This window comes from Aquiflexum balticum DSM 16537 (assembly GCF_900176595.1).
Classification (GTDB): domain Bacteria; phylum Bacteroidota; class Bacteroidia; order Cytophagales; family Cyclobacteriaceae; genus Aquiflexum; species Aquiflexum balticum.
In genome coordinates this window covers 1,999,828-2,019,324 of sequence record NZ_LT838813.1, presented here as the reverse complement: position 1 = coordinate 2,019,324, position 19,497 = coordinate 1,999,828, and the positions used below count along the sequence as shown (strand labels likewise).

Below are 19,497 nucleotides of genomic sequence, written 5' to 3'. Positions count from 1 at the left end.
GGATTGGATAAATGGTCATTTGAATTTGATACAGAATAGTATCTTTGTACGACCAAAATGGAAAACTACCGTTACTTTCTAGAACTCTCATATAAAGGTACCCATTACCATGGGTGGCAAATTCAAAAAAATGCCAATACCATTCAGGCAGAACTGGAGAAAGCAATCTCCATTATTCTGAAAAAAAATACGGCCATTATGGGCAGTGGGAGAACAGATACCGGAGTGCATGCTTTACAGCAATACGCCCATTTTGATTCAGAAGAATTATTGGATGAAATGGATTTTCTTAAAAAACTCAATTCCCTGATCCCAAGAGATATTGCCGGATATTCTCTTAAAAAAGTAAAAGAAGAAGCCCATACACGCTTTGATGCGATTTGGAGAAGTTATGTTTATAGGATCAGTCTAAGAAAAAATCCATTCGACCAAGAATATTCCTGGACACTATACCAAAAACCAAATGTGGAGAAAATGAACGAAGCCGCAGGAATTCTGTTGAAATTTGAGGATTTTCAATGCTTCAGCAAAGTCCATACAGATGTAAATCATTTTAATTGTAAAATAAAGACAGCACATTGGGAACAATTTGAGCATCAATTACTCTTTCATATAACTGCCAACAGATTTTTACGTGGTATGGTCAGAGCGATTGTTGGAACTTTGATTTCTGTGGGGATGGAAAAAACAAGCATGGAGGAATTTGTGAGGATAATAGAAAGTAAAGATAGGTCTCAAGCCAAATCAGCAGCTCCCCCTCATGGATTATATCTGAGTAAAATCATCTATCCTGAAAATTTATTTATATAAACACATATACTTTTGAGCCTGGAAAAAGAAAATATCAAAAGCGGTGATATTATAGACACCCAAGTACTGAGAAAGCTATATCAGTTTGTGAAGCCTTATCAGACTCAGTTTTACTTTTTAGTCTTTCTGACTATTTCGCTGGCTATACTTGCTCCAACAAGACCATATTTTATTCAGGTAGCCATCGATGATTACGTGGCCATTGGAGATAAAGACGGTCTTGTAAGGATCATTTATCTACTTATATTTTTGATGGTGTTACAGGCAGCTGTACAATTTGCACATACCTACTTGTCCGGGTGGATAGGACAGGTCATCATTAAGGATATCAGAATAAAACTGTACAGACACCTGCTCAAAATGCGTCTTAAGTTTTTTGACAACACTCCAATCGGTCGCTTGGTCACCCGTAGCATTTCCGATATAGAAACACTTGCAGAAGTGTTCAGCGAAGGTCTTGCAGCTATAATTGGAGATCTCCTTCAACTGGTCACAATTCTTGCTGTAATGTTTTATGTGGATTGGAAACTTACTTTGGTGAGCTTATGTACGCTTCCTCTTTTACTCATTTCCACTTACGTATTCAAAGAAAAAATAAAGGTCGCATTCAATGAGGTAAGAAATGCAGTCTCCAACCTCAACTCTTTCCTTCAGGAACATATCACAGGAATGAATATCGTGCAGATTTTCAACCGTGAACAGCGGGAGTATCAAAAATTCAAAGAAATCAACCGGGAGCATAGAAAAGCACACATCAAATCAGTTTTGTACTATTCCATCTATTTTCCGGTAGCAGAAATTATCCAAGCTATAGGAATCGGATTGGTAGTTTGGTATGGTGCCACGGGTGTCTTCGATTTGGAAATCCAAGTAGGTGTCCTGATTTCATTCATCATGTACCTTCAACTGTTTTTTAGGCCAATAAGAATGATAGCTGATAGGTTTAATACCCTGCAAATGGGAGTCGTCAGTTCCTCTCGTATTTTTAAATTGCTCGAAAGCGACGATCAAATTCCCAATGAAGGCCATCTCAAGCCTGAAAAGCTAAAAGGGAACATCAAACTTGAAAATGTATGGTTTGCCTATATAGATGAAGATTGGGTACTTAAAAACATCAACTTTGAAGTCAAACATGGTGAAACAGTTGCTTTGGTCGGAGCCACAGGAGCAGGAAAATCCTCGATTATCAATCTGATCAACAGGTTTTACGAAATCAACAAGGGAACGATAAAAATTGATGATACAGATGTAAGGGAGTTTGAATTGGGGGCTTTGAGAAGACATATCGGTGTGGTTTTACAGGATGTATTCCTTTTTTCAGATACCATTTTCTATAATATCACACTTGGAAATCCCAACATCAGCAGAGAAGAGGTTATGAAAGCTGCCAAATTGGTAGGTGCAAAAAAATTCATTGAAAAACTTCCGGGCGGTTTGGATTATAATGTCATGGAGCGAGGCGCAACTTTATCAGTAGGTCAAAGGCAGATGATTTCCTTTGTGAGAGCCATGGTCTATAATCCTGAAATAATTATTTTGGACGAAGCCACTTCTTCTGTGGATACAGAAACTGAGGAGTTGATCCAAAAAGCAATCTCCAAAATGATGAAAGGAAGAACTTCGATAGTGATTGCACACAGGCTTTCAACCATTCAAAAAGCACATAAAATAATTGTAATGCATCAGGGTGAAATCAAAGAAATGGGCACCCATGAAAGCCTTCTTGAATTGGGCGGGTTCTATGCACAGCTCCATCAAATGCAACTGAAAACAATGGCGATTGGAGAAGGGTTTGGGTAGTGAGGGAAGGTAGATTTTAGATTTGGATTTAGAGATATTTAGACAGGAGCTTTTCCATTTCCAGTTGTAGTTTTTTGGCCTCCAAACCTGCTAATTTTGCAAAATCCTTATCATTCCCGGCATAAATGATCCCTCTTGAGGAATTGACCAAGAGACCACAATGGCTGTTCATCCCAAAATGAGCAACATCTTCGAGACTTCCACCTTGGGCTCCGACTCCCGGAACTAAAAAGAAATGCTCAGGTACAATTTTTCTGACTTCTGCAATCTTCTCCCCTCTTGTAGCACCGACCACATACATCATATTGTCAGGATTTCCCCACTTGCTGCTCTTTTCCAAAACTTCCTGAAAAAGAGGCTTACCGGATTGTGATGATATAAGTTGAAAATCCGCACTTCCCTCATTGGAAGTCAGGGCCAAAAGAATCACCCATTTATTCTCAAATTCCAAAAATGGCTTGACACTGTCCACGCCCATATAAGGCGCCACAGTAATGGAATCAAAATCCATGGTTTCAAAGAATGCTTTGGCATACAAGCCTGAAGTATTTCCTATGTCTCCCCTTTTGGCATCAGCAATTGTAAAAATTTCTTTTGGGATATAATCCAAAGTCTTTTGAAGACTTTCCCATCCCTTAGGACCCAACGCCTCATAAAATGCAATATTGGGTTTGTAAGCCACTGCAAATTCGGCTGTCTGATCAATGATCTCTTTGTTGAATTCAAAAACAGGATCAGTAGTTTTGAGTAAATGAGAAGGGATTTTCGAAGGATCTGTGTCCAACCCGACACATAAAAATGATTTTTTATCCTGAATTTTCTTAAAGAGGTCTATTCTGTTCATCGGTGAAAATTTTAGCAAAAGTAAGGATTAAAAAATTCCTGACCTTTATTTTCAATAAATCAGCGGAGATCTATGATTTCCACTTTTCCATATTCCTGCGGATTAAATGTAAAATACGCATCCGGTAAATTCACTTCTGTATTGATGGAATTAAACTTATACTTAAAAACTCCGCCCTGATCATCATAAATCTCCCAACCAATCAAATCTTTTTTATTCTTGTCAATGAACAATTTAACCCTTTTGAAAGGAGAATTTGAATTGTTTGAAGCGAGTTCAATTTCCTGAATGATCACCCCTTTTTCATTTTTTTCCCCAATAAGCCAATAATCATATCCCTTCTGGTATATGGTATAAACTGAAGAGGGTGTTAATTCCTCCTCCATTTCACTTGCATTGTTGATAGTAACTTCCTTGTAGTTTCCGGATTCAATATAAGTCCAAACGGTTTTACCGTTGTTGAAAATTTCCTGTTCTGGGAGTTTGAGATGGTATTTCTCACCTTTAATGGCAATTTCACCTTTTTGGGATTTGCTCACAATGTCCGATGATTCCCCGTATGTGAATTCGAAACTTGCTTGGAGTCCTTTAAGGGATTTATATTTTTGACTGACTCCATCAAGTATTGTTTTAGCTTTGGGATCTTTTTGAGCAAAGACCGAAACCGATGCAAAAGCAATAAATAGGAATACCAAGAGGGTGATTTTATTTTTCATAATGATTGAAATTTCGCCTTGAAATTAATTCAACGGGACTAAAGATTGTTCAATAACCGTTCCAAACTGGCTTCGTCCTGAATCAAGACTTCCCTCGCCTTACTTCCCTCAAAAGGACCTACTATCCCCGCTGCCTCCAATTGGTCAACAATTCTTCCGGCACGGTTATATCCCAGCTTCAATTTCCTTTGGATCAGAGAAGTACTGCCTTGCTGATGCAGTACAATCAATTTGGCTGCTTCGTCGAAAAGCGGGTCTCTGTCAGAAAGATCTATATCGGACAGGTTTCCATCGCCTTCCTCCCCTTCAAATTCAGGTAATAGATAAGCATCTGTATATCCTTTTTGCTCCCCTATCCAGTCACAAATCGCATCCACCTCAGGAGTATCCAAAAATGCGCACTGTAATCGGGTCATTTCTGAACCATGGGAAAGTAACATATCACCCATTCCAATGAGCTGATCTGCGCCTCCGGCATCCAAAATGGTACGGCTGTCAATTTTTGAAGTCACACGGAAAGACAATCTTGCAGGAAAATTCGCTTTGATAATTCCCGTAATAACATTGACAGAGGGCCTCTGTGTAGCTACCACCAAATGTATACCGATCGCTCTGGCCAATTGCGCCAGCCTGGCAATGGGCGCTTCGATTTCTTTGCCAGCTGTCATCATCAAATCAGCCAACTCATCTATGACCAGTACGATGTAAGGCATAAATCTATGACCCTTTTCAGGATTCAGTTTTCGGGCAACAAATTTGGCGTTATACTCTTTGAGATTCCTACATCCAGCATCTTTAAGCAGATCGTATCGCTTATCCATTTCGATACAAAGTGAATTCAATGTATAAATCACCTTTTTTGTATCAGTGATTATTGCTTCTTCAGCTCCAGGCAATTTTGCCAAAAAGTGTCTCTCTATTTTGTTGAATAGGGTCAGTTCCACTTTTTTGGGATCCACCAAGACAAACTTGAGTTGGGAAGGATGTTTCTTATAAACCAAGGAAGCCAGAATCATATTCAATCCCACAGATTTTCCCTGACCCGTCGCTCCTGCCATCAGCAGGTGAGGCATTTTTGCCAAATCCATGACAAATACTTCATTCGAAATGGTTTTCCCCAAAGCCACCGGAAGATCTTTGTCACTCCGCATAAACTTCTCTGTACCAATCACAGATCTTGCAGGTACCAGTTCCCTGTTTTTGTTGGGGACTTCTATCCCTATGGTTCCTTTACCTGGAATCGGTGCAATGATTCGGATTCCCAATGCGGCCAAACTCAATGCGATATCATCTTCGAGATTTTTGATCTTGGAAATTTTGACACCAGGATCAGGCACAATTTCGTAAAGCGTGACCGTTGGTCCAATCGTAGCCTTTATCTCCTGAATGCCGATCTTGAAGTTGACCAGAGTCTCAACAATCTTGTTTTTATTCTCTTCCAATTCCTGTCTTGAAACCGTGACTTTCTGGAAGTCATAATCATTCAGCAGATCAAGCGTGGGATACTTATAATGTGGCAAATCCAGGGTCGGATCATAAGGATCAAGATTTTCAACTTCTTCAGCTGTCTTTTCTTCGCCCTCTGATTTGCTGACCGAAAACTTTTTTTCCTCTATACGGGATTCGATTTCCAGATCATTTTCATCTTCAAGAAGGTCTTCTCCCTCAATATTGAAAACAGGTGAAGAACCTATTTTAATATTGTCTTCTTTTTCTGACTTGATGGTCCAGCTGCTTACATCTTCCTCAATTTCATCATCCAAGTCGTCTTCAAGCCCCAACTCATCCCTTTCCTCCTCAAGTTCCTCTTCCAAACTAGGAATAACGGAATCATAGGATGAAGTTGTTTTTTCCTCTTGTTCGGATTCATTCCCAGAACTTCTTAGAGACCAATTGAATTGACTGATGTTGAAAAAGAAGATCAGAAATATCAAGAGAGATCCAACAATCAACAAAATTGTACCCCATCCCAAAAATTGATTGGATAACAGCCCCAATTCATATCCAAAACCTCCACTCAAATAACCAATTGTATTAAATCCATCTGCAAGCTGCACCAAATAACCAGTCACCAATCCAAGCCAAAAAACAAAAAAGAGCGCAAAAGCGCTGTATCTCGACAAAGAAATCAATGACTTTTTGAAAACGAGTTTGAATCCTAAAAAAAATAAATACGGCGGAAGCAAAAATGCTGCAACTCCAAACCATCTTCTAATGAAAAGATCAGACATTTTGGCACCGAAAAGACCCAACCAATTTCTTGTTTCTTCAGCCGTACTCCTTAATCCTTGATCAAGATCAGAAGCTACCAGACTTTGATCAGCTTTACCGGAAAAGAGATAACTGAAAAAGGCAAACAATAAAAAAAATCCCACCAAAATAAATATTATCCCCACTGTTAGGGGTATTCTTTTATCCTTTACAAAATCCAAAGAAAAGCGGCCTGGCTTTGCTGCTTTGGACTTTGATTTGGGTTCACTCTTTTTTCTAAAGGTATTTGTTCTTGGGGTTTCCGAAGCCATATTGATTTTCCTGTCTTTCCCAGATTATTGGAAGATTGTGGAAATATACAGATTTCCATACAATCGGTTTAACAATTTGATGAAAAGCCTTTTCCTTAAACTGTAACTGCTAGATTCAAAATCCTTTAAACTTTAACTTAATTTTTACTCAAATATTTGGCCAGACCTTTGTTGATTCTTTTTATCAATCCAGGTCCTTCATAAATCATTCCAGAATATACCTGAACCAAAGATGCTCCTGCTTCCAACTTATCAATAGCATCCTTTGCTGAAAATATTCCCCCCACTCCTATAATCGGGAAAGCATTATTGGATTGTTTTGCCAAAAACCGGATTACCTCAGTACTTCTTTTTGCCAAAACTTTTCCACTTACTCCTCCTGCACCTATTGCATCAACTTGATGGACATCCGTGGACAACAAACTTCTATCAATGGTAGTATTGGTGGCTATCACTCCGTCAATTTTTGTTTCCAGGACTATTTCCACAATATCATCCAATTGACCTACAGTGAGGTCAGGTGCTATTTTCAACAGAATCGGTTTGGGGTTACCTTTTTTGCGATTGGCTTTTTGAACTTCGGACAATAATTTTTTGAGGGGTTCTTTTTCCTGTAAATCCCGGAGGTTCGGGGTATTGGGAGAACTGACATTGACCACAAAATAATCTACATAATCAAACAAATATTCAAAGCAAAAGAGGTAATCATCAACTGCATTTTCATTTGGGGTCAATTTATTTTTTCCAATATTCCCACCAATCAAAACATCTGAATTTCGGTTTTTCAATCTTTCAACTGCTTCTGCCACTCCCCCATTATTGAAACCCATCCGATTAATAAGTGCCTGATCTTTTGGTAGACGGAATAGGCGTGGTTTGGGATTTCCTTCCTGAGGTTTGGGGGTCAAAGTTCCGATCTCTATAAACCCAAAACCCAGCATGGCCATCTCATCTATCAATTTGGCATCTTTGTCAAAACCTGCGGCCAAACCGACAGGATTCTTGAATTTCAACCCAAATACTTCTCTTTCCAAAACGGGGTTTTGGTAGTCGTAAATTCCCTCAATAAGATTCTTAACAAGTGGGAGGTTAAAACTTTTTTTGATCAGGTCAAATGTAAAATGATGCGCATCTTCCGGATTTTTTCTAAAAAGTAAAGGTTTGATGATGGATTTGTACACTTTGTTATCTTTTTTTCAAAGTGCTAAATTAAACCAAATGGATTAGAAATAATACCAATTTCAAAATAGATATTATTCTTTATCTACCTGAAAAATCCAAGAGGGATTATCCCCGCGGATGAAACTCATTTAGCACCTGTCTAAGGTAATCCCTATCAAGATGGGTATAAATTTCAGTGGTGGTAATGCTTTCATGTCCCAGCATTTCCTGTACAGCCCTCAAATCAGCTCCACCCTCAATCATATGCGTGGCAAAACTGTGTCGGAAAGTATGGGGACTCACATTTTTTTTCAAGCCGATCAATTCCACTTGCTTTTTGATAATCAGGAAAACCATTACCCGTGTGAGTTTTTTGCCCCTTTGATTCAGGAAAACAAATTGTTCATGGCCTTTGGCCGGGGTCATGTGATTACGGACTTCTTCTGTATATAATTTCAAATATTTTAAGGCATCTTTACCTATAGGTACAAGTCTTTCTTTATTGCCTTTTCCTATGACCCTTAAAAACCCAACATCTGCATAGACATTTCCGATTTTTAAATCTGTCAATTCTGTAACCCTCAAACCTGAACTGTACAACACTTCCAACATAGCCCTATTGCGATGCCCATGAGCTTCGCCTAAGGGAATGCTTTCCAAAATTTGATTGATTTCATGGAAACTTAAAGTGTCCGGTAACTTTCTTCCCAGTTTAGGGGCTTCCAATAGTTGTGCAGGATCTTCGGAAATCCTGTCCTCGTACATCAAAAAACGAAAAAAAGCTTTGATTCCAGAAATGATACGGGCTTGGGTATATTCGGAGATTTCAAGTTCCGCAAGTCCATTGACAAAATACCTCAGATGCTCCAATTTAACCTGCGTAGGTTGTACATCGGGGAAATTATTCTCCATGTATCGGCTGAGTTTTTCCATGTCCTGCTGATAGGCAAGCATGGAATTTTTGCTCAATGACCTTTCGATTTTCAGGTGATGTTGGAATTGGCGGAGAAATGGGGTCCAGAAATTTTTCATGTTCCAATTATTCCCTTTTCCAACTTGATGGATCTTGTGAGGTATGGAAAACTCCATGGATAATTATTTCATTCTCCACAATAGTATAGTGAATTCCAAAAGGGAACTTTTTCAAAAATCGAATTCTAATATTTGAATATCTGATTTGAAATTTAAATGGGTTGCTTTTTAAACTATATATAGTGTTTTCAAAAATATCTTTAAAACGTTCTCCCAAACCAACTCTTTTACTCTCATACCATAAAAACACCTCCCTTAAATCTTCCTCAGCTGGCTCAGTTATAGTAACTATGAAATCCATTATTTTTTGAAAATTTCAACTTTTGCCGAATCCCAAGATCTCTTCTTGATCTTTCCACTTTCCAATTCTGAAATCCGCTTTAAAATCTCAGATTTTTGCCAAGATGGAATTTCGGAAGGTTCTTTGATATTTGCGTATTCTATTGATTGAATTAAGGAAAAAAAATCCCCCAACTTATCGTCATCTATTTCCAACACTACTTTCATAATTTTATAAATACATTTTGTGATAAATATAATAATTTACTTTTTCCCATGGGAATTTACCATATTAAAAAGAAAACCTTCATTAACTTTAGCCTTTCAAAACCACTAACCTGCAATCACATTGAAAATCCTCATCCTCAACGGCCCAAATCTCAATCTCTTGGGAAAAAGAGAACCTGAGATATACGGCAGCACTTCCTTTGAAGATTATTTTGAAACCCTGAGAACTAAGTTTCATGATCTCGATTTACATTATTTTCAAAGCAATATTGAAGGAGAAATCATCGACAAAATCCATGAAGTTGGATTTGACTTTGATGCCATACTCATCAATGCCGGAGGATATACACATACATCTGTGGCTATTTCTGATGCTATTGCAGGAGTGACCACTCCAGTATTGGAGGTGCACATTTCCAATATTTACAAGAGAGAGGAGTTCCGTCACAAAAGCATCATCACAAAAGAATGTGTTGGCATGATATCTGGTCTTGGTCTTAAAGGGTATGAACTGGGCATCAGGTTTTTTCTAAAACAGTAGCTTCAGAAAATAATATCCCAATATCTAAATATCTATAAATATCAATTTACAAAGCATTGAACGTCTAAAACATCAAGACTTTTCAAACTTATAGTCCATCAAATTTAGAAATCATGATCTCATTTGCACCGGGACCTTCCAAGGTCTATGACAGCTTACCCCAATACATGCAGGATGCTTACGAAAAAGGTATACTGAGCGCTAATCACCGTTCTGCTGTTTTCATGAACCTCTATCAGGAAACAGAAACATTGATGCGTGAAAAGCTTCATGTGCCTCAGGATTACAGATTACTTTTCACTTCCTCTGCGACGGAAAATTGGGAGATCATTTCCCAATCCATCGTGCAGTCAGCAGGCTATCATATCTTTTCCGGTTCATTCGGAAAAAAATGGTTTGATTATGCCAAATATATTGAGCCTAAATGCCATCCCCATAAATTAGAGGCTGATCAAACACTGAGTGTGGAAGAATTGGAGATTGGAGAAGAATTTGATCTGATTGCCATTACCCAAAATGAGACTTCCAACGCTACTAAGGTTTCAAATGAGACCATAGCAGCAGTAGCAAACAAGTATCCCGAAAAGATGATCGCTGTAGATACAACTTCTTCTATGGGCGGAATTGAGTTGGATTTTCGATTGGCGGATATTTGGTATGCTTCAGTACAGAAATGTTTTGGACTGCCCGCAGGATTGGGAATCTTGATAATTTCTCCTAAAGCTATTGCAAAAGCAAAAGATAAGGGTGAAAAAGGAAGGTATAACAGTCTGAACTTTATGCTTGAAAATGCAGAAATCTATCAAACGCATTATACCCCCAATGTTTTTGGGATTTATCTTTTATATAGGGTTTTGCAGGACATTCCTGAAATCCAGCATATAGACCAAAAAACCAGGGAAAGGATGAGAATTCTGGAAGACACCATTGCCAATACAGGAAAGCTAAGAATGCTTATCCAAAACCCTGAAGCGAGAAGCAGTACAGTTTTGGCCATTACCGGAAAGGAAGAAATGATCTCCGAAATCAAAAAATCGGCTGAAAAAGAAGGGATGCAAATGGGCGGTGGCTATGGCCCTTTGAAAGCCAGCAGTTTCAGAATAGCTAATTTCCCGGCCATCTCCGATTCGGAATTTCAAAATCTGATCAGCTTTCTCAAAAAATACTAGGCTTGACAATAAGGCGGTAATCAACGCTTAATTTCAATTTCACGATTCTGTTTTCACAGTACAAAAACACCATGCTCAATTTCAAAGAAATATTTTCGGTCACATTGATCCTTTTTTCAGTGATTGACATTCTGGGTTCTATACCTATTGTCATCAATCTTAGAAAAAAAGTGGGGCATATTCAATCTGGCAAGGCTACTATTGCTGCCGGTGTTTTGATGATTCTGTTCTTGTTAGTAGGTAAATCTATCTTGGGATTATTTGGAATAGGGGTAGAGGATTTTGCCATTGCGGGTGCATTGATAATTTTTGCTTTGGGGGCGGAAATGATATTGGGTATTGAACTTTTCAAACCTGACCCTGAGGCTTCCACTACGAGTGCATCAATAGTACCTATTGCTTTCCCTTTGATAGCAGGTGCAGGGACTTTGACCACGATTTTGACACTCAAAGCAGAATATACTCAGGCCAATATTGCAGTAGGAATCGTGATCAACCTGGCAATAGTTTATGCGGTATTGAAAAGTACAAATTGGTTGGAAAGGAAATTGGGAAAAACAGGTTTGGATGTGCTGAGAAGGATTTTCGGCATCATTTTATTATCCATTGCTATCAAGATTTTCAAGGGCGCATTGTTTACCGGCGAAATGATCTAATAGAAAAGCCAACCAAGTTGTTTTTGAAATCTGCCCGGTTTTTATAGGTTTTGAGAGATAAATCTACTTTTCTTTGCAGCATGATTACAATCTTTACAGACGGTGCCGCCAAAGGTAATCCCGGCCCGGGAGGGTATGGGGTTGTTTTGAAATATAATCAACATCGAAAAGAACTATCAGGAGGCTACAGGCTTACAACCAATAACCGAATGGAACTCTTGGCTGTTATCCGTGCACTTCAGGAATTGAAAGTAAGAGATATTCCTGTGACCATTTACTCAGACAGTAAATATGTAGTGGATGCCATCGAAAAGGGATGGCTTTGGAGTTGGCAGAAAAAAGGATTCAAGGACAAAAAGAACATAGATCTCTGGAAAATATATATTCCATTGCATGTCAGGTACAAACCGAAGTTCGTATGGGTAAAAGGCCATGCCGGACATATTGAAAATGAACGCTGTGATCAATTGGCAGTAGCCGCAGCGGAAATGCCCAATTTACCGGCAGATGAGGGCTATGAGAATGGTTAATCAGTGATCAGGAAATAAAATCTTTTTCTCAATGAAAAACTCCTCCTTCCAGTTCAAACAATTTGCTGTGCAACAGGACAAATGTGCCATGAAAATCAGCACAGATGGGGTAATATTGGGAGCATATGCAGGTCAGGGAAATCCAAAAAAAATTTTGGATATCGGGGCAGGCACTGGGGTAATTTCATTGATGCTTGCACAGAGGTTCCCGGAAGCGATGATCACGGGGATTGAAATTGATAAAGATGCTTCCAAGCAGGCAAGTGAAAATATCCGAAATAGCCCTTGGAATAACCGAATCAGGATTTTGAATCAAAGTTTTCAGGAATTCAGTAAACACCATCAGGATAAGTTTGACCTGATTGTCAGCAATCCCCCGTATTTCCCAAATCACTTGAAAACCGAGGATTACCAAAGAAATTTAGCTATGCATAACGACACTTTGCCTTTTGAGGAATTGATGGCAGGAATAAAAAGTATGATGGATCAAGAAGCCACTTCCTGGCTGATTCTCCCTCCCTATCAGATGGAAGAAACCAACAAAATCGCTGAGGTATTAAGGTTGTTTGCTTTTGAAAAACTAAAAATTCAAGACAAGCCGGCTAAAAACATTATCAGGTTAATTCAAGGGTTTTCCTTCTTGAAAAAGGATTTAAAAATTTCCGGTTTGAGTATTAAAGATGAAGACAACAAGTACTCAAAAGTATATTCCGACCTGTTAAAAGAGTTCCTTATCATTTTTTAGTTTCAATAATATCTCAAAAAAGAATTTATTATTTGTTCCTTCCACAAAATTTAAAATTCATGAGCAATTATCTGATACTTAATCTAAATAATGCGGCAAACCATTTAAAGGGTGAAATGTGTCTTTGATCCTAAACCCTACCATTTAACCTACTGAAATTTTTTCTTCAAAAATGATCCCCTCTTTTTCCAAAGCAGACAAAATCGGATCATAAATTTCAGGTAATACTGGAATATGTAATCCTTTTAGTTTGATATTTCCCTCCAAAAACAAATCCACTGCAATAGCCAAGGGCAGACCTACAGTTTTGGCCATTGCTGTATATTCTTGATTCTCTCCCTTACAAACCAAACTGGAAATGATTTTTTTCAAACCCATTGGAGTCTCTACCTCAAATTGATGCTGCATTACTATCATATCTTTATCCTGAGGATTAAGTTTCCATTTCTCCTCCAAAATCGACTGAAGAATTGCTGCAGGGCTTCCTTTTGTTTTTGCCAAGGGCACATCCGATAATAGGCCAAGCCATTTTATTTTATCTAAAACAGAATCATCTACCCAAGGAAGAAGTTCAATGAGTTTTTCTTCTACCGTTTTATATTCGTGAAAAGGCAAAAATGAATTGAATAACATCCTTTGGGTAAAACCATCCGGCAGATCCATCTCAAAAGAGTCATCAGTAAGTCCAAGCTGTACAAACACATCCCAACTTTGACAAAACCCTGACCTCCTTAAAGTTCCCCTTAACAGGGTAGGTATATCTTCTAATCCGTATATTTTACGGTAACTTAAAGAATCCCTGTTAGCATAGCCATCAAAATCACCCACTTGGTCAAAGCTGATGGTCTCTAATCTTCTGAATAGCATGTGATAAGGTATGTATTTATATTTCCCATTCCTGATAAACATCGATACCCCTTTTCCTGCCAATACTACATTCCTTGGATTCCAGGTGAATTTATATTTCCAAGGATTGTCCTCACTTTCGGGTGAGAGTACCCCTCCTGTAAAGGATTTAAAAGAAATGATTTTATTACCCAATGCCTTCTCCCGATTTATCACCTGTATGGACGACATATGATCAATACCCGGATCAAGCCCACATTCATTCAGAAAAAATAGACCTTTAGATTCAATGTCATTTTTCATCTTTCTGAGGTCTTCCGATTCATAGGATGCAGAAAAAAAATTTCTTCCCAAATCCAGGCAGTCCTTGGCAATGATAGGGTGTAAAAAAGCCGGAAGCATGGAAATAACCACATCGGAATTACCAATAAGTGATCTTCTATCAACTTCATCATCAAGGTTGATTCTTACTGCCTGCCCATCAGGATGGTTTTTTATTTTTTCTCGAGCAATTTCTTCTGAGATATCTGCAATAATAACTTTCCTGTTTTTTTCTTTTGCTGATCTCAAAAAATGATCAATTAGAAAAACAGAGGATTTTCCTGCACCTAGGATTAAAATTGTATGCATATGTCCATTAAAATTTGTATGCCCGAAATTGAGAAAAAACAAGGAGGGCAAAAAATCAAACTTGATATATTTAGGAAAAAGAACAATTGCCGTTTTTTTTTTGTTAATTCAATTCCTTTTTATCAGTAATGAATGAACAGAAAAATAGAGTTGACGGTAAGCCTTGAAGTAGTGCAACAAAAAAATTGGTCCGAACAGGATAAGATTCTGATTGCCAAAGCAACCAATATTTTAGAAAGTGCGCACGCTCCATATTCCGGATTTTTGGTGGGGGCAGCATTATTACTGGAAAACGGAGCTATATTCGCAGCAAATAACCAGGAGAATGTTTCTTTTCCAGTTGGAATATGTGCAGAAAGGGCCGTTTTGAGTTATGCAATGGCAAACCATCCTGACATAAGACCTGTCAAAATTGTAATCGTAGCAAAAAGAAAAGGAGAATCAGAATTCGCAACTGTTACTCCTTGTGGACTTTGCAGGCAAACAATCAACGAATATGAAGTCAAATTCAATAGTCCAATAGAAATTTCTATGCTGAATCCAAACGGCGAAATTCTGAAAGCATCAGGTATAGAACAGCTTTTGCCATTCAGGTTCAATAATTTAAAGGGTTGATGAAATCATCTATTAGGTATCAGCATATCGCACATTACAGCACATCTCATGTTATAAACCGGGATGAAAAAGAAATAATTATAGCCTTGCATGGCTATGGTCAATTAGCTGAATTTTTTATCAAAAAATTTGAGCCGCTATATAAGGAAGATAGGTTGATAGTAGTCCCGGAAGCTACAAATTATGCCTATGCAAAAGGTTTTTCTGGAAAAGTCGGCGCCAATTGGATGACCCACCATGAGAGAGAATCTGCCATTGAGAATAATCATAATTATCTCAATTCACTTTTGAATGCATTACTCATTAAATACACGATCAAACCTACAATCAAGATTCTGGGATTTTCCCAAGGGGCCGCCACGGCTACAAGATGGGTCAGTCAATTAAATGTCCCTGTCAAATCATTGGTTCTTTGGGCCGGTGGTTTTGCCCATGACCTTGATTTTGAAGAGATAGGAGAAAAACTTAAGGATTCAGAAGTGCTGTTTGTAACAGGTGATTCTGACGATTTGATTACACCGGAATCTATTTCAAAACAAGATGAATTGATATCCAGGCTTTCGTGCGAGGTCAAGAAGCTTCAATTCGAGGGAGGACATGAATTAGACCTACCTTTACTCAAAAAGATTTTTGACCAATAAATATTCTTTGGCATTTCATTTATATATATGTTTGAATTAACCTTAGAGTTAACTAATTTTCTAAAAAAATTTATCTGATTTCTAAAATGCTTACCCTATCTGAAAAAGAAGTTGAGAATATAGCAGCATTACTGCTTAAAGGGATGATTTGTTTTTACCAATTAGACAACAAAAAAATCTATCATTTACCTGATAATGAGGACTATTTCAATTATGACCTTACTCCCGAGGAGGAAGATATTTTGGACGAAATAGAAGATAACCCTGATAATTTTGCCGAATTCACAAAGATGGAAACCAGTCAGGACCATCAGATGATGGAAAATTTTGCGGAAAGAAGTGTAAAGGAACGAAATTTCCAAGATGAGCTTTTCAATGCTTTGAGTAAGCCAAAGGCAGCAACCGGTTTTAAATTTTTGATTGACAGTTCCGGAAAATATAAAGATAAGTGGAATGAATACCGGATTCAGCAATACAAAGACTGGGTTAAAGAGCAAGTAGATATTTTCAATTACTCAGAAGAGTAATGGGACAAAATAATACCCGGTTTCTAGGAATTTTAATTTTGGTCAGACTAAAATCAAGTTGACTTGATCCATTTCCAGATTGTTTTATAATTCACTTTGGTACCATGAATTAATATCCCAATCCGATATATTTTCCCAGCTACCCAGGTACTGAAAAAAAACCCTCCTATCAATAAAGACATTGAAAGCAGTAAATCGGAAAAAGGTACTCCAAAACTAACCCGACCCATCATGGCAATTGGTGAAGTCAAAGGTATAATGGACAGCCAAAATGAGACATTACTGTTTGGGTCATTCAATACAAACACAAAAAGTCCTAAATAACCAATTAGCAACGGAATCGTGATGGGAAGCATAAATTGCTGAGCTTCCGAAGGTGCATCGATAGCTGCTCCAACAGCTGCGAAAAAAGCTCCATAAAGCAGATAACCTCCTAGAAAATAAAAAACAAACGTCAATGTAAGTTGGAAAAAGTCGATTCCTTGAATAGTCTGAATGATACGGCCTATATCATCATCTCCATTCATCATTTGACCCATTTCAGGATTGGCAAGGTCAATAATTTGTTGTTGTGGCATCTGCATGCCAAAATAACCCATCACAATTGAAGATACACTTCCAATAAGAATAATCCATATCAAAAACTGAGTTAATCCCACCGCTCCTATTCCGATAATCTTTCCCAACATCAGTTGAAAAGGTTTGATGGATGAAATCAAAATTTCAATAATACGACTGGATTTTTCTTCAATTACACCTTGCATTATTTGATTTCCATAGACAAAAATGAAAATATAAATCAAGATGCCTGCCAAAAACCCTATTGCATAGTTGACAGTTGCATCAGATATTTTTTCTTCACCGCTGATGTCTAAAGTAATGGACTGAATAGACACTTTGGTTCTGTATGCATTGATTACCTCAGGATCAATCCCTGATTCAAAAAGCCTTTGTTCTTCAATTCGCCGTTTCAGGTTGGATTCCAAAAACAAGATAAGACTCATGCTTGGATTTTTTTCAGCATAATAAACTATTCCTGAAGGTTTAGTAAGGTCAATCTTGGGAATATAAAGAAAGCCGAATCTTTCCCCATCCTGTACCATTTGTTTTGCTTCATCTATATTTAGATTGGAAAAAGAGAAAGCATACTGTTCAGAACTCTCAATAAAAAAAAGATTGTTTTCATCCACGACTTCGATAATTCTCAAAGCAGAACTGGAAGTGTCACCCACTGAAATCCAAAGAAAAATCCCCATTATCGCCGGAAAGATCAAGGGGGTCAGCACAGTTGCTAACAAAAAGGATTTTTTTTGTACGCGGGAAAGATATTCTCGCTGAATTACCAACCAAACTTTACCCATTTGAATATGCTTTGACTTGTTGGATGAAAATTTCTTCCATACTCGGCAAGATTTCCTTAAAACCGAGTACTTCGCCATAGGTCATTAATTTCTGAAGCAACTGATTTGGCGAATCAATGCCTAAAGGCAACTCAAAATTTGAAACATCATTATGAATAGAAGCTTTGAATTCTTCAGGGAGTGGGGTTTCATTACATTTGAGGCTAACGGCGTATCTATTTGGCCTGAATTGCTGCTTTATGTCTGATAGTCTTCCTTCCAGGATTTTATGGGATTTATGAATCATAGCAATTTGATCACATAAAAGCTCCACTGACTCCATTCTATGTGTGGAAAGCACAAGCGTAATTCCTTTTGTCTTCAATTCCAGAATTTCATCTTTGATGATTTCAGCATTGATAGGGTCAAAACCTGAAAATGGTTCATCTAAAATAAGTAACTCCGGTTCATGAATAATGGTGGATATAAATTGCACTTTTTGAGCCATTCCTTTGGAAAGGTCATCTATTCTTTTGTCCTTCCATGAAATGATATCCATTTTTTTCAACCAATAACTTACCCTTTCTTTTGCAAGATTCGAAGGCATATCTTTAAGTCTTGCGAAGTAAACCAATTGATCCCAAACCTTCATTTTCTTGTATAGTCCCCTTTCTTCGGGAAGATATCCTATTCGGGAAATATGCTTGGGCTGTAATTTCTCACCCTTGAAAATAATTTCACCCGCATCTGACTCAATGATTTGGTTGATAATCCGGATTAGCGTTGTCTTTCCTGCTCCATTTGGGCCCAAAAGTCCAAATATTCCTCCATCTGGAATATCAATAGAAATATCAGTAAGGGCACTATTGGAGCCGTATGATTTAGAGAGATGTCGGATTTCGAGGATCGCCAAATAATTTAAATTTTGGGTAAAAATAACAAATACTCATTTCAAAGTTACAGAACCCACTGATACATCTATGTCAAATGTCATGAGATTTGCACTATTCTCTTTATATGTTCTACTGACATAGGTTTTATTGCCAATATCCTTTAAATGTTTTGGGATATAGGTACGGCACATGGGTGTAGATTTGATTTTGACAATATAAGGTTGACTGTCATCCGGCAAAATGAGATTGACTTTCCCTGCTCCAACCATAGCCTGAATATTACATGCCTCAGGCATTTTATCTGAAAAAGAAAGATTTAATGTACCATAGTTGGCTTCAAAAATCATTTCCTTGGCATTGGTGAAATTAAGATTTGAGGCTTCCAGATTGCCCATATTTATGGTTACCATAATGGTATCCATTTTCACCGAATTGGCAGAATTTTTACTGTAATTCAATTTCACATCAGCACTTGTGGAATTGATTATACAATTGGATACCGGCAAATACGCAAGATCAATGTCAGCTGTCCCAATACCAAAATAAAAGTGCAAATCATAAAGAAAGTTGGAATTCAAACCCACAGACCATTTATGGTCAAAATCATCGTTTGAACTTGAAAAGAGTTTATAGGAAAGACTTTTCCCAAGATTTTCGGATTCAACATTTCTATGGACCAAATTGGTATAAAGAATCTGATCCCTTATTTCGTGATTGAAAGAGGGGAGTATATTGACTTTGGATAGGTGAGATTGTATAAAAACAGGCTCGTCACCTAATTTCCGGTTAATTTGGGTAACCCCTTTATAAACATTGAAGTCCAAATATACCAGGTTATAACCGTGCTTCTCTTCAACTCTAAATTCCTTGGTGATTTGGGCCGTAAGCTGGAATATAATTCCCAAAACAAGTCCAATTATCAAGCTAAATCTGTTCAGCATAGGGTAGATTACGGCAATCGTAGTAAAAGGT

Annotated in this window: 21 protein-coding genes; 10 read left to right on the top strand and 11 right to left on the bottom strand. The window is 37.8% G+C overall.

What is annotated here, in order from left to right; translation table 11 throughout:
* The first annotated feature begins 57 nt into the window (after nucleotides 1-57).
* The gene (truA, locus tag B9A52_RS08635) at nucleotides 58-810 is read left to right on the top strand and encodes a tRNA pseudouridine(38-40) synthase TruA (protein WP_084119925.1); all 753 of its coding nucleotides are present in this window, start codon (nucleotides 58-60) and stop codon (nucleotides 808-810) included.
* A gap of 12 nt (nucleotides 811-822) precedes the next feature.
* Nucleotides 823-2,610 carry an ABC transporter ATP-binding protein gene (locus B9A52_RS08630; RefSeq protein WP_084119924.1) on the top strand — a complete coding sequence of 596 codons (1,788 nt, stop codon included), beginning with the start codon at nucleotides 823-825 and terminating at the stop codon, nucleotides 2,608-2,610.
* 28 nt (nucleotides 2,611-2,638) lie between these two features.
* On the opposite strand, the gene pyrF is transcribed toward B9A52_RS08630, so the two are convergent.
* The 7 genes from pyrF to B9A52_RS08595 form a co-directional block, all read right to left on the bottom strand.
* Nucleotides 2,639-3,454, bottom strand: a complete 816-nt coding sequence (pyrF, locus tag B9A52_RS08625; RefSeq protein ID WP_084119923.1) for an orotidine-5'-phosphate decarboxylase — start codon at nucleotides 3,452-3,454, stop codon at nucleotides 2,639-2,641.
* A gap of 59 nt (nucleotides 3,455-3,513) precedes the next feature.
* Entirely contained in the window at nucleotides 3,514-4,170 is a 657-nt protein-coding gene (locus B9A52_RS08620; RefSeq protein WP_084119922.1) for a LolA family protein, read from the bottom strand.
* Nucleotides 4,171-4,208: 38 nt separating this feature from the next.
* Nucleotides 4,209-6,692 (bottom strand): DNA translocase FtsK, encoded by a 2,484-nt coding sequence (locus B9A52_RS08615; RefSeq protein WP_084119921.1) that lies wholly within the window; start codon nucleotides 6,690-6,692, stop codon nucleotides 4,209-4,211.
* 137 nt (nucleotides 6,693-6,829) lie between these two features.
* Nucleotides 6,830-7,873, bottom strand: coding sequence for a quinone-dependent dihydroorotate dehydrogenase (locus tag B9A52_RS08610; RefSeq protein ID WP_084119920.1), 1,044 nt, complete (start codon nucleotides 7,871-7,873; stop codon nucleotides 6,830-6,832).
* 106 nt (nucleotides 7,874-7,979) lie between these two features.
* Nucleotides 7,980-8,885 carry a site-specific tyrosine recombinase XerD gene (xerD, locus tag B9A52_RS08605; RefSeq protein ID WP_084119919.1) on the bottom strand — a complete coding sequence of 302 codons (906 nt, stop codon included), beginning with the start codon at nucleotides 8,883-8,885 and terminating at the stop codon, nucleotides 7,980-7,982.
* A 7-nt stretch (nucleotides 8,886-8,892) separates the two neighbouring features.
* A complete protein-coding gene (locus B9A52_RS08600) occupies nucleotides 8,893-9,186 on the bottom strand; it encodes a type II toxin-antitoxin system RelE/ParE family toxin (RefSeq protein ID WP_084119918.1) in 294 nt (97 codons plus the stop codon).
* The gene (locus B9A52_RS08595) at nucleotides 9,186-9,392 is read right to left on the bottom strand and encodes an addiction module protein (protein ID WP_084119917.1); all 207 of its coding nucleotides are present in this window, start codon (nucleotides 9,390-9,392) and stop codon (nucleotides 9,186-9,188) included. The genes B9A52_RS08600 and B9A52_RS08595 overlap by 1 nt, the downstream gene beginning before the upstream one ends.
* A 121-nt stretch (nucleotides 9,393-9,513) precedes the next feature.
* On the opposite strand from B9A52_RS08595, the gene aroQ reads away from it, so the two are divergent.
* From aroQ to B9A52_RS08570, 5 genes are all read left to right on the top strand, one after another.
* Nucleotides 9,514-9,933: a type II 3-dehydroquinate dehydratase gene (gene aroQ / locus B9A52_RS08590; protein ID WP_084119916.1), complete on the top strand. Its 420-nt coding sequence runs from the start codon at nucleotides 9,514-9,516 to the stop codon at nucleotides 9,931-9,933.
* Between the two features lie 113 nt (nucleotides 9,934-10,046).
* On the top strand, nucleotides 10,047-11,102 hold the full coding sequence (locus B9A52_RS08585) for an aminotransferase class V-fold PLP-dependent enzyme (protein WP_084119915.1): 1,056 nt from the start codon (nucleotides 10,047-10,049) through the stop codon (nucleotides 11,100-11,102).
* Nucleotides 11,103-11,173: 71 nt separating this feature from the next.
* A complete protein-coding gene (locus B9A52_RS08580) occupies nucleotides 11,174-11,758 on the top strand; it encodes a MarC family protein (protein ID WP_084119914.1) in 585 nt (194 codons plus the stop codon).
* Between the two features lie 80 nt (nucleotides 11,759-11,838).
* Complete coding sequence (gene rnhA / locus B9A52_RS08575) at nucleotides 11,839-12,288, top strand: ribonuclease HI (RefSeq protein WP_084119913.1); 450 nt, start codon at nucleotides 11,839-11,841, stop codon at nucleotides 12,286-12,288.
* Nucleotides 12,289-12,319: 31 nt separating this feature from the next.
* Nucleotides 12,320-13,033, top strand: coding sequence for a tRNA1(Val) (adenine(37)-N6)-methyltransferase (locus tag B9A52_RS08570; RefSeq protein ID WP_084119912.1), 714 nt, complete (start codon nucleotides 12,320-12,322; stop codon nucleotides 13,031-13,033).
* Nucleotides 13,034-13,177: 144 nt separating this feature from the next.
* On the opposite strand, the gene B9A52_RS08565 is transcribed toward B9A52_RS08570, so the two are convergent.
* Complete coding sequence (locus tag B9A52_RS08565) at nucleotides 13,178-14,509, bottom strand: saccharopine dehydrogenase family protein (RefSeq protein ID WP_084119911.1); 1,332 nt, start codon at nucleotides 14,507-14,509, stop codon at nucleotides 13,178-13,180.
* A 132-nt stretch (nucleotides 14,510-14,641) separates the two neighbouring features.
* On the opposite strand from B9A52_RS08565, the gene B9A52_RS08560 reads away from it, so the two are divergent.
* The 3 genes from B9A52_RS08560 (at nucleotide 14,642) to B9A52_RS08550 (ending at nucleotide 16,292) form a co-directional block, all read left to right on the top strand.
* Nucleotides 14,642-15,124, top strand: coding sequence for a cytidine deaminase (locus tag B9A52_RS08560; protein WP_084119910.1), 483 nt, complete (start codon nucleotides 14,642-14,644; stop codon nucleotides 15,122-15,124).
* Nucleotides 15,124-15,765: an alpha/beta hydrolase gene (locus B9A52_RS08555; protein WP_084119909.1), complete on the top strand. Its 642-nt coding sequence runs from the start codon at nucleotides 15,124-15,126 to the stop codon at nucleotides 15,763-15,765. The genes B9A52_RS08560 and B9A52_RS08555 overlap by 1 nt, the downstream gene beginning before the upstream one ends.
* Before the next feature lie 86 nt (nucleotides 15,766-15,851).
* Nucleotides 15,852-16,292 (top strand): UPF0158 family protein, encoded by a 441-nt coding sequence (locus tag B9A52_RS08550; protein ID WP_084119908.1) that lies wholly within the window; start codon nucleotides 15,852-15,854, stop codon nucleotides 16,290-16,292.
* A gap of 53 nt (nucleotides 16,293-16,345) precedes the next feature.
* Here the strand turns inward: B9A52_RS08550 and B9A52_RS08545 are convergent, their stop codons facing one another.
* The 3 genes from B9A52_RS08545 to B9A52_RS08535 are packed head-to-tail and all read right to left on the bottom strand — an operon-like array spanning nucleotide 16,346 to nucleotide 19,466.
* Nucleotides 16,346-17,653, bottom strand: a complete 1,308-nt coding sequence (locus tag B9A52_RS08545) for an ABC transporter permease (RefSeq protein ID WP_084119907.1) — start codon at nucleotides 17,651-17,653, stop codon at nucleotides 16,346-16,348.
* A complete protein-coding gene (locus tag B9A52_RS08540; protein ID WP_084119906.1) occupies nucleotides 17,646-18,545 on the bottom strand; it encodes an ABC transporter ATP-binding protein in 900 nt (299 codons plus the stop codon). Before B9A52_RS08540 ends, B9A52_RS08545 begins: the two co-directional genes overlap by 8 nt.
* Nucleotides 18,546-18,578: 33 nt before the next feature.
* On the bottom strand, nucleotides 18,579-19,466 hold the full coding sequence (locus B9A52_RS08535) for a hypothetical protein (protein ID WP_084119905.1): 888 nt from the start codon (nucleotides 19,464-19,466) through the stop codon (nucleotides 18,579-18,581).
* Between the last annotated feature and the right edge of the window lie 31 nt (nucleotides 19,467-19,497).

Bases quoted from the DNA above. Each gene is read 5' to 3' on its own strand.
- B9A52_RS08570 (WP_084119912.1), top strand. From the start codon at position 12,320: ATGAAAAACTCCTCCTTCCAGTTCAAACAATTTGCTGTGCAACAGGAC.
- B9A52_RS08555 (WP_084119909.1), top strand. From the start codon at position 15,124: ATGAAATCATCTATTAGGTATCAGCATATCGCACATTACAGCACATCT.
- B9A52_RS08535 (WP_084119905.1), bottom strand. From the start codon at position 19,466: ATGCTGAACAGATTTAGCTTGATAATTGGACTTGTTTTGGGAATTATA.
- B9A52_RS08560 (WP_084119910.1), top strand. From the start codon at position 14,642: ATGAACAGAAAAATAGAGTTGACGGTAAGCCTTGAAGTAGTGCAACAA.
- B9A52_RS08545 (WP_084119907.1), bottom strand. From the start codon at position 17,653: ATGGGTAAAGTTTGGTTGGTAATTCAGCGAGAATATCTTTCCCGCGTA.
- xerD (WP_084119919.1), bottom strand. From the start codon at position 8,885: ATGAAAAATTTCTGGACCCCATTTCTCCGCCAATTCCAACATCACCTG.
- pyrF (WP_084119923.1), bottom strand. From the start codon at position 3,454: ATGAACAGAATAGACCTCTTTAAGAAAATTCAGGATAAAAAATCATTT.
- B9A52_RS08565 (WP_084119911.1), bottom strand. From the start codon at position 14,509: ATGCATACAATTTTAATCCTAGGTGCAGGAAAATCCTCTGTTTTTCTA.
- B9A52_RS08550 (WP_084119908.1), top strand. From the start codon at position 15,852: ATGCTTACCCTATCTGAAAAAGAAGTTGAGAATATAGCAGCATTACTG.
- B9A52_RS08600 (WP_084119918.1), bottom strand. From the start codon at position 9,186: ATGGATTTCATAGTTACTATAACTGAGCCAGCTGAGGAAGATTTAAGG.
- B9A52_RS08585 (WP_084119915.1), top strand. From the start codon at position 10,047: ATGATCTCATTTGCACCGGGACCTTCCAAGGTCTATGACAGCTTACCC.
- B9A52_RS08595 (WP_084119917.1), bottom strand. From the start codon at position 9,392: ATGAAAGTAGTGTTGGAAATAGATGACGATAAGTTGGGGGATTTTTTT.
- B9A52_RS08620 (WP_084119922.1), bottom strand. From the start codon at position 4,170: ATGAAAAATAAAATCACCCTCTTGGTATTCCTATTTATTGCTTTTGCA.
- B9A52_RS08580 (WP_084119914.1), top strand. From the start codon at position 11,174: ATGCTCAATTTCAAAGAAATATTTTCGGTCACATTGATCCTTTTTTCA.
- B9A52_RS08615 (WP_084119921.1), bottom strand. From the start codon at position 6,692: ATGGCTTCGGAAACCCCAAGAACAAATACCTTTAGAAAAAAGAGTGAA.
- truA (WP_084119925.1), top strand. From the start codon at position 58: ATGGAAAACTACCGTTACTTTCTAGAACTCTCATATAAAGGTACCCAT.
- rnhA (WP_084119913.1), top strand. From the start codon at position 11,839: ATGATTACAATCTTTACAGACGGTGCCGCCAAAGGTAATCCCGGCCCG.